General features: G+C 48.5%; 10 protein-coding genes and 1 pseudogene. 7 read left to right on the top strand and 4 right to left on the bottom strand.

The window, feature by feature from the left end; all coding sequences use genetic code 11:
• Positions 1-100: 100 nt before the first annotated feature.
• Positions 101-1,066: a thioredoxin-disulfide reductase gene (gene trxB, locus EFER_RS05275; protein WP_000537409.1), complete on the bottom strand. Its 966-nt coding sequence runs from the start codon at positions 1,064-1,066 to the stop codon at positions 101-103.
• Between the two features lie 532 nt (positions 1,067-1,598).
• Here trxB and lrp point away from each other — a divergent pair.
• From lrp to serS, 5 genes are all read left to right on the top strand, one after another.
• On the top strand, positions 1,599-2,093 hold the full coding sequence (gene lrp, locus EFER_RS05280) for a leucine-responsive transcriptional regulator Lrp (protein WP_000228473.1): 495 nt from the start codon (positions 1,599-1,601) through the stop codon (positions 2,091-2,093).
• A 134-nt stretch (positions 2,094-2,227) separates the two neighbouring features.
• Positions 2,228-6,073 (top strand): DNA translocase FtsK, encoded by a 3,846-nt coding sequence (locus tag EFER_RS05285; protein ID WP_000076980.1) that lies wholly within the window; start codon positions 2,228-2,230, stop codon positions 6,071-6,073.
• Between the two features lie 158 nt (positions 6,074-6,231).
• On the top strand, positions 6,232-6,843 hold the full coding sequence (gene lolA, locus EFER_RS05290) for an outer membrane lipoprotein periplasmic chaperone LolA (protein WP_001295343.1): 612 nt from the start codon (positions 6,232-6,234) through the stop codon (positions 6,841-6,843).
• 10 nt (positions 6,844-6,853) lie between these two features.
• Entirely contained in the window at positions 6,854-8,197 is a 1,344-nt protein-coding gene (rarA, locus tag EFER_RS05295) for a replication-associated recombination protein RarA (protein WP_000067755.1), read from the top strand.
• Positions 8,198-8,287: 90 nt separating this feature from the next.
• Positions 8,288-9,580, top strand: coding sequence for a serine--tRNA ligase (gene serS, locus EFER_RS05300; RefSeq protein WP_000886674.1), 1,293 nt, complete (start codon positions 8,288-8,290; stop codon positions 9,578-9,580).
• Between the two features lie 57 nt (positions 9,581-9,637).
• On the opposite strand, the gene ycaC is transcribed toward serS, so the two are convergent.
• Positions 9,638-10,264, bottom strand: a complete 627-nt coding sequence (gene ycaC / locus EFER_RS05305) for an isochorismate family cysteine hydrolase YcaC (RefSeq protein WP_000198078.1) — start codon at positions 10,262-10,264, stop codon at positions 9,638-9,640.
• Between the two features lie 312 nt (positions 10,265-10,576).
• On the opposite strand from ycaC, the gene EFER_RS05310 reads away from it, so the two are divergent.
• On the top strand, positions 10,577-11,725 hold the full coding sequence (locus EFER_RS05310; RefSeq protein WP_000029922.1) for an MFS transporter: 1,149 nt from the start codon (positions 10,577-10,579) through the stop codon (positions 11,723-11,725).
• Between the two features lie 207 nt (positions 11,726-11,932).
• Positions 11,933-13,363 (top strand): amino acid permease, encoded by a 1,431-nt coding sequence (locus EFER_RS05315; RefSeq protein ID WP_000113473.1) that lies wholly within the window; start codon positions 11,933-11,935, stop codon positions 13,361-13,363.
• 18 nt (positions 13,364-13,381) lie between these two features.
• Here the strand turns inward: EFER_RS05315 and EFER_RS23685 are convergent.
• Positions 13,382-13,474, bottom strand: a pseudogene (locus EFER_RS23685) (LysR substrate-binding domain-containing protein); the annotation flags it as partial.
• Between the two features lie 98 nt (positions 13,475-13,572).
• Positions 13,573-14,313, bottom strand: a complete 741-nt coding sequence (pflA, locus tag EFER_RS05320) for a pyruvate formate lyase 1-activating protein (protein WP_000111043.1) — start codon at positions 14,311-14,313, stop codon at positions 13,573-13,575.
• Positions 14,314-14,337: the final 24 nt, after the last annotated feature.

The following is a 14,337-nucleotide window of genomic DNA, read 5'->3' on the forward strand; positions in this document are numbered from 1 at the left end:
TCAGAATTATTTGCAGAGCAATGTTACAACGGGGAAAAAATAAAGGCGACCCATAGTCGCATGGTGTCGCCTTCTTTACTTTTGTTACTGATTTGTAAAATTATTTTGCGTCAGCTAAACTATCGAGGTAGCGTTCCGCATCAAGTGCTGCCATGCAGCCTGTACCCGCAGATGTAATGGCCTGGCGATAAATGTGATCCATCACGTCGCCTGCGGCAAAGACGCCAGGGATGCTGGTCTGGGTGGCATTACCATGAATACCCGACTGCACTTTGATATAGCCGTTTTCCAGTTCCAACTGCCCTTCGAAAATAGCCGTGTTCGGGCTATGGCCGATAGCCACAAACAGACCGGCAACGTCGAGTGACTCGATGTTATCGCTGTTTTGTGTATCGCGCAGACGAACGCCAGTGACGCCCATCTGATCGCCGGTCACTTCTTCCAGCGTACGGTTGGTGTGCAGAATGATGTTGCCGTTTTCCACTTTATCCATCAGACGTTTAATGAGGATTTTTTCCGCGCGGAAACTGTCACGACGGTGGATAAGATGCACTTCCGAAGCGATGTTAGACAGATACAGCGCCTCTTCAACCGCGGTATTGCCGCCGCCGATGACCGCAACTTTCTGGTTACGATAGAAGAAACCGTCGCAGGTTGCACAGGCAGAAACCCCACGCCCTTTAAAGGCTTCTTCAGAGGGCAGGCCGAGATAGCGAGCAGAAGCTCCAGTGGCAATAATCAGCGCATCGCAAGTGTATTCGCCGCTATCGCCAGTCAGACGGAACGGTCGATTCTGCAAATCTACTTTGCTGATGTGATCAAAAATGATTTCAGTTTCAAATTTAGCGGCATGTTCGTGCATGCGCTCCATTAATAACGGACCGGTCAGATCGTTTGGATCGCCTGGCCAGTTTTCCACTTCCGTGGTGGTGGTCAGTTGGCCGCCTTTTTCCATGCCGGTAATCAGCACGGGTTGCAGGTTGGCGCGCGCCGCGTAGACAGCAGCGGTGTATCCCGCCGGGCCTGAACCCAGGATAAGCAGTTTACTGTGTTTGGTCGTGCCCATGAGATCCCCATAGTTGTTGGCAGACAATGGACAGGATTGTAGGGAATTTACAGACGTAAAAAAAGAGTATGACGATTTTGTTAACAATTTGTGCAATAGTCACAATCAATTAAATTGCGTTTTTCATAATTCATATGAATTAAATCGTCGATTAAGGTGGCGACAATATGATGCTTCAGCACTGTACGTAATGAATATCTGGCATGTTGTACTAAAAATCGATGTTTTGCTTTGACAATCCGCTGCTGTTTTGCGAAAACATTCGAGGAAGAAAAAAATAACATCAGGTTGATACTGCATAACCATGCATGTAATCACCATGTTTACCGTGCTAGCGAAATCTACGTATGGTGTGGACAGACGCCATTCGTGATGTCGATAGCAGCTCTTAAGCAACGGTCTTCTCACCATTCCCCAGGCAATTTGCGCCGTTAATTCATAATTTCGGTTCATTGCGGTGGGCAGCGACTCTGGACATTGATGTCAGAAGAGTCAGACAGGAGTAGGGAAGGAATACAGAGAGACAATAATAATGGTAGATAGCAAGAAGCGCCCTGGTAAAGATCTCGACCGCATTGATCGTAACATTCTTAATGAGTTGCAAAAGGATGGGCGTATTTCTAACGTCGAGCTTTCTAAAAGAGTGGGACTTTCTCCGACGCCTTGCCTTGAGCGTGTGCGCCGTCTGGAAAGACAAGGTTTTATTCAGGGTTACACTGCGTTGTTAAACCCACATTATCTTGATGCATCACTTCTGGTCTTTGTTGAGATTACTCTGAATCGTGGTGCGCCGGATGTGTTTGAACAATTTAACACCGCAGTGCAAAAACTTGAAGAAATTCAAGAGTGTCATCTAGTATCCGGTGATTTTGACTATCTGTTGAAAACACGCGTACCGGATATGTCAGCGTATCGTAAACTCCTTGGGGAAACCCTGTTGCGCTTGCCTGGCGTAAATGACACGCGTACGTACGTGGTAATGGAAGAAGTCAAGCAGAGTAATCGTCTGGTCATTAAGACACGCTAACACGGAACAGGTGCAAAATCGGCGTATTTTGATTACACTCCTGTTAATCCATACAGCAACAGTGCCGGGGAAACCCGGTGCTGTTGTCCGTTTTAGCATCGGGCAGGAAAAGCCTGTAACCTGGAGAGCCTTTCTTGAGCCAGGAATACACTGAAGACAAAGAAGTCACATTGACTAAGTTAAGCAGCGGGCGCCGTCTTCTGGAGGCGTTGCTCATTCTTATTGCGCTTTTTGCCGTCTGGCTGATGGCGGCTTTACTCAGTTTCAACCCTTCTGATCCCAGTTGGTCGCAGACCGCCTGGCATGAGCCTATCCATAATCTGGGCGGCGCTCCAGGTGCATGGCTGGCAGACACACTATTCTTTATTTTTGGTGTGATGGCCTACACCATCCCTGTCATTATCGTTGGCGGTTGCTGGTTTGCATGGCGGCATCAGAGTAGTGACGAATATATAGACTACTTTGCTGTATCGTTGCGCATTATAGGTGTGTTGGCCTTAATCCTGACGTCTTGCGGACTTGCAGCAATTAATGCTGATGACATCTGGTATTTTGCCTCCGGTGGTGTGATAGGCAGTTTACTGAGCACCACTTTGAAACCGTTACTGCATAGTAGTGGCGGGACAATCGCATTACTTTGTGTCTGGGCTGCTGGTCTGACGTTATTCACCGGCTGGTCGTGGGTGACTATTGCTGAAAAACTTGGCGGCTGGATATTAAACTTACTCACTTTCGCCAGTAATCGTACCCGTCGTGACGATACCTGGGTCGATGAGGATGAATACGAAGACGACGAAGAATATGAAGATGAAAATCACGGCAAGAAGCATGAATCACGTCGTGCCCGTATTCTTCGTGGTGCATTAGCGCGGCGTAAACGTCTGGCTGATAAATTTATCAACCCGGTTGGACGCCATACTGATACTGCATTGTTCTCCGGTAAACGGATGGATGATGAAGAAGAAATCACTTATACAGCACGTGGCATAGCAGCTGATCCTGATGATGTGCTCTTTTCTGGCAATCGCGCCACACAACCAGAATATGACGAATACGATCCGTTATTAAATGGTACCCCCATTACTGAACCTGTTGCGCAAGCAGCAGCTGCAACCACTGCAACACAAAGTTTGGCCGCTTCTGTCGAGCCGACTAACCAAATTCCACCCGTTACTGCCACTGGTATTTCACCAGCACAACCAGACATTGACTGGCAACCGGTACCTGGACCGCAAACGGGCGAACCGGTGATAGCGACTACGCCTGACGGTTATCCGCAGCAGCCACAATATGCGCAACCTGCAGTGCACTATAATGAGCCGCCACAGCCCACTGCACCTGTTCAGCAGCCTTATTATGCGTCTGCCCCCGAACAATCAGTGGCTGAAAATAGCTGGCAGGCGGAACCACAACAATCCGCTTATGCTCCGCATTCAACATATCAGGCAGAGCAAACCTCGCAGGTCGAGCAAAATTATCAGCCTGATGTTGGGCACGTGGCACCACATCCCGATGTAGGGCTTCAGCCTACTAGTGATGAAACAAAACCTTCACGTCCTCCTCTTTACTATTTTGAAGAAGTGGAAGAGAAACGAGCGCGTGAACGAGAGCAACTTGCGGCATGGTATCAGCCAATTCCTGAACCAGTAAAAGAACCGCAACCGATTAAACCAGCTTCTGTTGCACCTGTGTCATCTTCTGTACTGCCCGTGGAACCTGCAGTTGCGGTCACTTCTCTGGCATCTGGCGTGAAAAAAGCCACGCTGGCGACAGGGGAGGCGGCAACCGTTGCAGCACCCATTTTCAGTCTTGCAAACAGTGGAGCTCCGCGTCCACAGGTTAAAGAAGGGATTGGCCCACAACTACCTCGACCGAAGCGCGTGCGCGTGCCGACAAGGCGTGAGCTGGCATCCTATGGTATTAAACTACCATCACAAAGAGCTGCCGAAGAAAAAGCTCGCGAAGCACAGCGTCGACAGTACGAAGGCAATGAGCAATATAGCGATGACGAAATCGATGCTATGCAGCAGGATGAGTTGGCTCGTCAGTTCGCACAAACGCAACAGCAACGCTATGGCGAACAATACCAACATGATTCTGCTGATAATCAACAAGATGAAGACGTAGCAGCAGAGGCCGAACTGGCTCGCCAGTTTGCTCAAACCCAGCAGCAACGATACTCCGGAGAACAACCCGCCGGAGCGAATCCGTTTACACTTGATGATTTTGAGTTTTCACCAATGAAAGTATTGCTGGATGATGGTCCACATGAGCCATTATTCACGCCGAGCGTAGAGCCAGAACCTGTAGCGCCGCAACAGCAGTACCAGCAGCCACAGCAACCTGTAGCGCCGCAACAGCAGTACCAACAGCCACAGCAACCTGTAGCGCCGCAGCAGCAGTATCAACAACCGCAGCAGTCTGTATCACAGCCTCAGGATACACTGCTTCACCCACTATTAATGCGTAATGGTGATAACCGCCCATTGCAAAAACCGACCACACCTTTGCCGTCATTGGATCTTCTGGCGCCTCCACCGAGTGAAGTGGAACCTGTTGATACCTTTGCACTGGAGCAGATGGCTCGTCTGGTAGAAGCTCGTCTGGCGGACTTCCGCATTAAAGCCGAGGTGGTGAATTATTCGCCAGGTCCGGTAATTACCCGTTTTGAGCTGAATCTTGCGCCGGGTGTAAAAGCTGCACGTATTTCTAACTTGTCTCGCGATCTTGCCCGTTCATTGTCAACAGTGGCGGTTCGTGTAGTTGAAGTTATTCCAGGCAAACCTTATGTAGGCCTCGAGTTGCCGAATAAGAAACGCCAGACCGTTTATCTGCGTGAAGTGCTGGATAATGCGAAGTTTCTTGATAATCCATCGCCACTGACAGTTGTGTTAGGTAAAGATATCGCTGGTGAGCCGGTTGTTGCTGACCTGGCCAAAATGCCCCATTTGCTGGTAGCTGGTACAACAGGCTCCGGTAAGTCTGTGGGAGTGAACGCCATGATCCTCAGTATGTTGTATAAAGCGCAACCAGAGGATGTCCGTTTCATTATGATTGACCCGAAAATGCTGGAGCTTTCGGTTTATGAAGGTATCCCTCATTTATTAACAGAAGTGGTCACCGATATGAAAGACGCCGCCAATGCTTTACGCTGGTGCGTTAATGAAATGGAGAAACGCTATAAACGCATGTCTGCGCTGGGTGTTCGTAACCTTGCTGGCTACAACGAGAAGATTGCAGAAGCCGCTCAAATGGGGCGTCCAATCCCGGATCCATTCTGGAAACCCGGTGACAGCATGGATGTTGAGCATCCGGTACTGACAAAAGAGCCGTATATTGTTGTGCTGGTTGATGAATTTGCCGATCTGATGATGACGGTGGGTAAAAAAGTTGAAGAACTTATTGCACGGTTGGCCCAAAAAGCGCGTGCCGCCGGTATCCACCTTGTTCTGGCAACCCAACGTCCGTCAGTTGATGTAATTACAGGATTGATTAAAGCCAACATTCCGACCCGAATTGCCTTTACCGTTTCCAGTAAGATCGACTCCAGAACTATCCTCGATCAAGCTGGCGCAGAATCATTATTGGGAATGGGCGATATGCTCTACTCTGGGCCTAACTCAACCATACCGGTGCGTGTCCACGGTGCATTCGTGCGTGACCAGGAAGTCCATGCCGTGGTGCAAGACTGGAAAGCACGTGGTCGCCCACAGTATGTTGATGGCATCACCTCCGACAGTGAAAGCGAAGGTGGCGCGGGTGGTTTCGACGGCGCAGAAGAACTGGATCCGTTGTTCGATCAGGCAGTGCAGTTTGTCACTGAAAAACGCAAAGCGTCAATTTCAGGCGTACAGCGTCAGTTCCGCATAGGTTATAACCGTGCGGCGCGTATTATCGAACAGATGGAAGCGCAGGGGATTGTCAGCGAACAGGGGCACAACGGTAATCGTGAAGTGCTGGCTCCACCGCCGTTTGACTAATTAGTGCATCGTAGGCCAGATAAGACGCGATAGCGTCGCATCCGGCACTCTGGTAACTGAAAATTCAGTATTTTCTTCTTTCCTCAAGCTGATTATTAGCCTGGAATAGAGAGTAGAGGGAACTCCCGATCGGGAGTGACGTAATTTGAGGAATAATGATGAAAAAAATTGCCATCACCTGTGCATTACTCTCAAGTTTAGTGGCGTCCAGTGTTTGGGCTGATGCCGCAAGCGATCTGAAAAGCCGTCTGGATAAAGTCAGCAGCTTCCACGCCAGTTTCACACAAAAAGTAACTGACGGTAGCGGCGCGGCGGTGCAGGAAGGTCAGGGCGATCTGTGGGTGAAACGTCCAAATTTATTCAACTGGCATATGACTCAACCTGATGAAAGCATTCTGGTTTCTGACGGTAAAACACTGTGGTTCTATAACCCGTTCGTTGAGCAAGCTACGGCAACCTGGCTGAAAGATGCCACCGGTAATACGCCGTTTATGCTGATTGCCCGCAACCAGTCCAGCGACTGGCAGCAGTACAATATCAAACAGAATGGCGATGACTTTGTCCTGACGCCGAAAGCCAGCAATGGCAATCTGAAGCAGTTCACCATTAACGTGGGACGTGATGGCACAATCCATCAGTTTAGCGCGGTGGAGCAGGACGATCAGCGCAGCAGTTATCAACTGAAATCTCAGCAAAATGGGGCTGTGGATGCAGCGAAATTTACCTTCACCCCGCCGCAAGGCGTCACGGTAGATGATCAACGTAAGTAGAGGCACCTGAGTGAGCAATCTGTCGCTCGATTTTTCGGATAATACTTTTCAACCTCTGGCCGCGCGTATGCGGCCAGAAAATTTAGCACAGTATATCGGTCAGCAACATTTGCTGGCTGCGGGGAAGCCGTTGCCGCGTGCAATCGAAGCCGGGCATTTGCATTCGATGATTCTCTGGGGGCCACCGGGTACCGGCAAAACAACCCTCGCTGAAGTGATTGCCCGCTATGCGAACGCTGATGTGGAACGTATTTCTGCCGTCACCTCTGGCGTGAAAGAGATTCGCGAGGCGATCGAGCGCGCCCGGCAAAACCGCAATGCAGGTCGCCGCACTATTCTTTTTGTTGATGAAGTTCACCGTTTCAACAAAAGCCAGCAGGATGCATTTCTGCCACATATTGAAGACGGCACCATCACTTTTATTGGCGCAACCACTGAAAACCCGTCGTTTGAGCTTAATTCGGCACTGCTTTCCCGTGCCCGTGTCTATCTGTTGAAATCCCTGAGTACAGAGGATATTGAGCAAGTACTAACTCAGGCGATGGAAGACAAAACCCGTGGCTATGGTGGTCAGGATATTGTTCTGCCAGATGAAACACGACGCGCCATTGCTGAACTGGTGAATGGCGACGCGCGCCGGGCGTTAAATACGCTGGAAATGATGGCGGATATGGCCGAAGTCGATGATAGCGGTAAGCGGGTCCTGAAGCCTGAATTACTGACCGAAATCGCCGGTGAACGTAGCGCCCGTTTTGATAACAAAGGCGATCGCTTTTACGATCTCATTTCCGCGCTGCATAAATCGGTGCGGGGTAGCGCACCTGATGCAGCTCTCTACTGGTATGCACGCATTATTACCGCCGGGGGCGATCCGTTATATGTCGCGCGCCGTTGCCTGGCGATAGCGTCTGAAGATGTTGGCAATGCCGACCCACGCGCGATGCAGGTGGCAATAGCAGCCTGGGATTGCTTTACCCGCGTTGGCCCGGCAGAAGGTGAACGCGCCATTGCTCAGGCGATTGTTTACCTGGCCTGCGCGCCAAAAAGCAACGCTGTCTATACCGCGTTTAAAGCCGCGCTGGCCGATGCTCGCGAACGTCCGGATTATGACGTACCGGTTCATTTGCGCAATGCGCCGACCAAACTGATGAAGGAAATGGGCTACGGTCAGGAATATCGTTATGCTCATGATGAAGCAAACGCTTATGCTGCCGGTGAGGTTTACTTCCCGCCGGAAATAGCACAAACACGCTATTATTTCCCGACAAACAGGGGCCTTGAAGGCAAGATTGGCGAAAAGCTCGCCTGGCTGGCTGAACAGGATCAAAATAGCCCCATAAAACGCTACCGTTAATGTTATCGTTGCGGTAATGTTGTTACTGTTTCTCTGTGGCCGCAGGCTGTGGCCACATCTCCCATTTAATTCGATAAGCACAGGATAAGCATGCTCGATCCCAATCTGCTGCGTAATGAGCCAGACGCAGTCGCTGAAAAACTGGCACGCCGGGGCTTTAAGCTGGATGTAGATAAGTTGGGCGCTCTTGAGGAGCGTCGTAAAGTATTGCAGGTCAAAACGGAAAACCTGCAAGCGGAGCGTAACTCCCGATCGAAATCCATTGGCCAGGCGAAAGCGCGGGGGGAAGATATCGAGCCTTTACGTCTGGAAGTGAACAAACTGGGCGAAGAGCTGGATGCAGCAAAAGCCGAGCTGGATGCTTTACAGGCTGAAATTCGCGATATCGCGCTGACAATCCCTAACCTGCCTGCAGATGAAGTGCCGGTAGGTAAAGATGAAAATGACAACGTTGAAGTCAGCCGCTGGGGTACCCCGCGTGAGTTTGACTTCGAAGTTCGTGACCACGTGACGCTGGGTGAAATGCACTCTGGCCTGGACTTTGCAGCCGCAGTTAAGCTGACCGGTTCGCGCTTTGTGGTGATGAAAGGGCAGATTGCTCGTATGCACCGCGCACTGGCGCAGTTTATGCTAGATCTGCATACCGAACAGCACGGTTATAGTGAAAACTATGTTCCGTATCTGGTTAACCAGGACACGCTGTACGGTACAGGGCAGTTGCCGAAGTTTGCTGGCGATCTGTTCCATACTCGTCCGCTGGAAGAAGAAGCAGATACCAGTAACTACGCACTGATCCCAACGGCAGAAGTTCCGCTGACTAACCTGGTACGCGGTGAAATCATTGATGAAGATGATCTGCCAATTAAGATGACCGCCCACACCCCATGCTTCCGTTCTGAAGCCGGTTCATATGGTCGTGACACCCGTGGTCTGATCCGTATGCACCAGTTCGACAAAGTTGAAATGGTGCAGATCGTTCGCCCGGAAGACTCAATGGCGGCGCTGGAAGAGATGACCGGTCATGCGGAAAAAGTCCTGCAGTTGCTGGGCCTGCCGTACCGTAAAATCATTCTTTGCACCGGCGACATGGGCTTTGGCGCTTGCAAAACTTACGACCTGGAAGTATGGATCCCGGCACAGAACACCTACCGCGAGATCTCTTCCTGCTCCAACGTTTGGGATTTCCAGGCGCGTCGTATGCAGGCACGTTGCCGTAGCAAGTCGGACAAGAAAACCCGTCTGGTTCATACCCTGAACGGTTCTGGTCTGGCTGTTGGTCGTACGCTGGTTGCGGTAATGGAAAACTATCAGCAGGCTGATGGTCGTATCGAAGTACCGGAAGTTTTACGCCCGTACATGAACGGCCTTGAATATATCGGTTAATTAACAACTAACGCTGATCTGAAAGCTGGTTACTTGCAAGGAAGTAACCAGCTTTTTTTATTTCTGTTTCGTTAAGGTGTCGTAACTCGTCATCAGATTACGATAGTCAGGAATATGATTTGAGAACAGTGTCGCCAGCCCCTCAATATCGTTTCTCCAGTCGCGGTGCAACTCGCAGGCGACGCCAAACCATGTCATTAATTGCGCTCCTGCTTGCGACATACGATCCCATGCCGAATGGCGTGTGATCTCGTTAAATGTGCCTGAAGCATCAGTCACCACGAAGACATCAAAACCTTCTTCTATGGCTGAAAGTGCCGGGAAAGCAACACATACTTCAGTTACTACACCTGCAATGATCAACTGCTTTTTACCCGTAGCTTTTACGGCTTTGACAAAATCTTCATTATCCCAGGCATTGATATTGCCAGGACGGGCAATATAAGGCGCATCCGGGAACTGTGCCTTAAGTTCGGGAACCAGTGGACCATTGGGACCTGTTTCGAAACTGGTAGTGAGAATGGTGGGGAGTTTGAAATATTTTGCTAAATCGCCTAATGCCAGAACATTATTTTTGAATTTGTCAGGCTCAATATCCCTGACAAGTGACAATAATCCAGCTTGATGATCAACTAATAGTACCGCAGCGTCATTTTTATCGAGACGAACATAGGGCCTGGTCATTCATTTCTCCTGTAAGAGTTTGCCTGTCACCTGAAATATTTCAGGTGACTTGTTTTCATCAAAAAGCATAGACGGGAAAATAGGTGTTGCTGCCTCGATGAAATTTTTCGACTGTACGAAACGTAAGGACGTTGAGATAGATCAAATAAAACAATTACCTGAATTCATAGTTACCATGACTTTTTGTTTTAAGAATCAGAATTACAAATCGAAACCGTAAAAAATGCGCTTTGCTAATATTTCGATGATTGACATTGGTTTTAGCAGTGGCATGATGCGCATGAAATTTGAAATTCCTCACGGTTTTTATCCATGTCTATCTATACCCGGCCTGTCATGCTTTTGCTGTCTGGCCTGCTTTTGTTGACCCTGGCGATAGCGGTATTGAACACGCTTGTACCGCTATGGCTTGCTCATGAACATCTACCGACATGGCAGGTTGGTATGGTCAGCTCATCTTATTTCACTGGTAATCTGGTGGGCACATTGTTGACAGGGTATTTGATCAAACGCCTCGGATTTAACCGTAGTTACTACCTTGCATCTTTGGTTTTTGCTGCGGGATGTCTGGGCCTGGGCTTAATGATTGGCTTCTGGAGTTGGATGGCCTGGCGTTTTGTTGCGGGCGTTGGTTGTGCCATGATTTGGGTGGTGGTTGAAAGCGCTCTGATGTGCAGTGGTACATCGCGCAATCGTGGCCGTCTGCTCGCTGCATATATGATGATCTATTATGTGGGAACGTTTCTGGGGCAGTTGCTGGTTAGTAAAGTTTCTACCGAACTAATGAATGTTTTGCCCTGGGTTACAGCTCTGATTCTGGCTGGAATTCTGCCTCTGTTATTTACTCGTATCCTGAGTCAGCAAACTGAATCTCGGAAAACAACATCTATTACCTCAATGCTGAAACTACGCCAGGCGCGATTAGGTGTTAATGGCTGTATTATTTCCGGCATAGTGCTTGGCTCTTTATACGGGTTGATGCCACTTTATCTGAACCATCAGGGAATTAGTAATTCCAACATTGGTTTTTGGATGGCGGTGTTAGTGAGTGCTGGAATTGTAGGACAGTGGCCAATTGGTCGCCTGGCTGATAAATTTGGCCGGTTGTTAGTTTTGCGTGTTCAGATTTTTGTGGTGATTTTGGGAAGCATTGCCATGCTTACACATACAGCAATGGCTCCTGCATTATTTATCCTCGGCGCTGCTGGGTTTACACTTTACCCTGTCGCTATGGCCTGGTCTTGCGAAAAAGTTTCGCAAGACCAATTAGTTGCTATGAATCAGGCATTGCTTTTGAGTTACACAATCGGCAGTTTGCTGGGGCCGTCATTTACCGCGATGTTAATGCAGCATTATTCCGATAATCTGTTATTTATTATGATTGCCAGCGTATCATTTATTTACCTGCTCATGTTACTTCGTAATGCCAGACATACCTCAAATCCTGTGGCACACGTGTAAGGTTAATCTGACAGAGTATGATCATGATTTTTCATACTCTGTATATGTATTTTCTCTTCGTAACTTGATTTATCTGAAGTTTTTTCTCTAAGAAATAAATTGTGCAGTAGGTTATATTTTTGCATTTCACTATTTCCGTCTCTTTCTTTTATCGCGCATAATCCCCGGATTTTCCAATAGCATTCAATTTTTAGCGAAGGATTGTTTATGGCGCGTAATGGGCAGGAAAAACAGTTGCGATGGTACAATATTGCATTGATGTCATTTATTACAGTCTGGGGATTTGGCAATGTTGTTAATAATTATGCAAACCAGGGATTAGTGGTAGTTTTCTCATGGTTGTTTATATTTATCCTTTATTTTACTCCGTATGCTCTTATTGTCGGACAACTGGGTTCAACGTTTAAAGATGGGAAGGGCGGAGTTAGCACCTGGATTAAGCATACTATGGGGCCAGGACTGGCTTATCTTGCCGCATGGACCTATTGGGTGGTGCATATTCCTTACCTGGCACAAAAACCTCAAACAATTCTGATTGCTCTTGGTTGGGCCGTGAAAGGTGACGGTTCACTAATTAAAGAATACTCGGTGGTAGTATTACAGGGGCTAACATTAGTGTTGTTTGTCTTCTTTATGTGGGTCGCATCGCGCGGTATGAAATCGCTGAAAACCGTCGGTTCGATTGCGGGAATCGCGATGTTTGTAATGTCGCTGTTATATGTGGCGATGGCAGTAGCTGCACCGGCTATAACTGAAGTTCATATTGCGACCACTAATATTACCTCGGAAACGTTTATTCCTCATATAGATTTCACCTACATAACGACTATTTCGATGTTAGTTTTTGCAGTGGGCGGTGCTGAGAAGATTTCTCCTTACGTTAATCAAACGTGTAATCCGGGAAAAGAGTTTCCAAAAGGGATGCTATGTTTAGCAGCAATGGTTGCGGTGTGTGCAATTCTGGGATCGCTGGCGATGGGGATGATGTTTGACTCGCGGCATATTCCGGATGATTTAATGACCAATGGGCAATATTATGCCTTCCAGAAATTGGGAGAGTATTACAATATGGGTAATTCCTTAATGGTCATTTACGCCATTGCTAATACCCTTGGGCATGTTGCTGCACTGGTATTCTCAATTGATGCGCCACTGAAAGTCTTACTAGGGGATGCAGACAGGAAATATATTCCTGCAAGATTGTGCCGTACAAATGATTCAGGAACACCAGTTAACGGGTATATTTTGACGCTGGTGTTAGTGGCGATCCTGATAATGCTGCCAACGCTGGGTATTGGTGATATGAATAATCTCTACAAATGGTTGTTGAATCTTAACTCGGTAGTGATGCCACTGCGTTATTTGTGGGTGTTTGTTGCATTTATTGCAGTCGTTCGCCTGGCGCAGAAATATAAACCAGAGTATGTCTTTATTCGTAATAGATGGCTGGCGATGATCGTCGGGATTTGGTGTTTTGCCTTTACCGCTTTTGCCTGTTTGACGGGGATCTTCCCGAAAATGGAAGCCTTCACTACCGAGTGGACTTTCCAGCTGGCGCTGAACATTGCAACGCCGTTTGTGCTGGTAGGATTAGGGCTGATATTCCCGTTGTTGGCGCGTAAAGCGAATAGTGAATAATCGTTGTGGTCAGTTCTGCTAAGTCGGGCAGAGCTGACCCGTTTTTACATAATCGAGAAATGCACGCAATCCGCAGGACATATACTGGCGGTTTGGGTAATAGATCTGGAAGCTATGCTGTAAGGGCGCAAGAAATAGAGCCCTGAATTATTTATGCAGTGCGGAATAACAAAGCGGCGACTCAATAAAGTTGCCGCTTTACCGGAAAATTAGAACATTACCTTATGGCCATATTGCTCAAGAATGCCTTTCACGCGTTCCATGGTCTCTTTTTTCGGTGGTTTCACGCCGTCGAGTTTGTACTCTTCACCCATTGCCACCCATTTGTGTTTGCCCAGCTCGTGGTAGGGGAGAAGCTCGATTTTCTCGACGTTGCCCATATCGCGGGTAAATTCACCCAGACGATGGGCAGAATCATCATCATCAGACCAGCCTGGGACAACAACGTAGCGGATCCAAACCTTCACATTTTTGTTCGCCAGATATTTGGCGAACTCCAGCGTGCGGTGGTTGGAAACTCCAACCAGATTTTGGTGGATCTCGTCGTTCATCTGTTTGAGATCGAGCATCACCAGGTCGGTTACTTCCAGCAGTTCATCAATCACCGGATCGTAACGACGAACAAAACCGTTAGTGTCCAGACAGGTATGAATACCTTCTTTTTTGCAGGCGCGGAACCAGTCACGAACAAACTCGGCTTGCAGGATTGCCTCGCCGCCGGACGCGGTAACACCACCGCCAGATGCATTCATAAAGTGGCGATAGGTCACCACCTCTTTCATTAAATCTTCAACGGTAACTTCTTTACCACCATGCGTGTCCCAAGTGTCGCGGTTATGACAATACAGGCAGCGCATCAGGCAGCCCTGGAAAAAAGTAATAAAGCGAATACCTGGGCCGTCTACGGTTCCACAGGATTCAAAGGAGTGAATGCGACCAATAACTGACATTGCGGTGTTTCTCCAGATGTGGCC

This window comes from Escherichia fergusonii ATCC 35469 (genome assembly GCF_000026225.1).
In the GTDB taxonomy this organism is placed as follows: Bacteria; Pseudomonadota; Gammaproteobacteria; order Enterobacterales; family Enterobacteriaceae; genus Escherichia; species Escherichia fergusonii.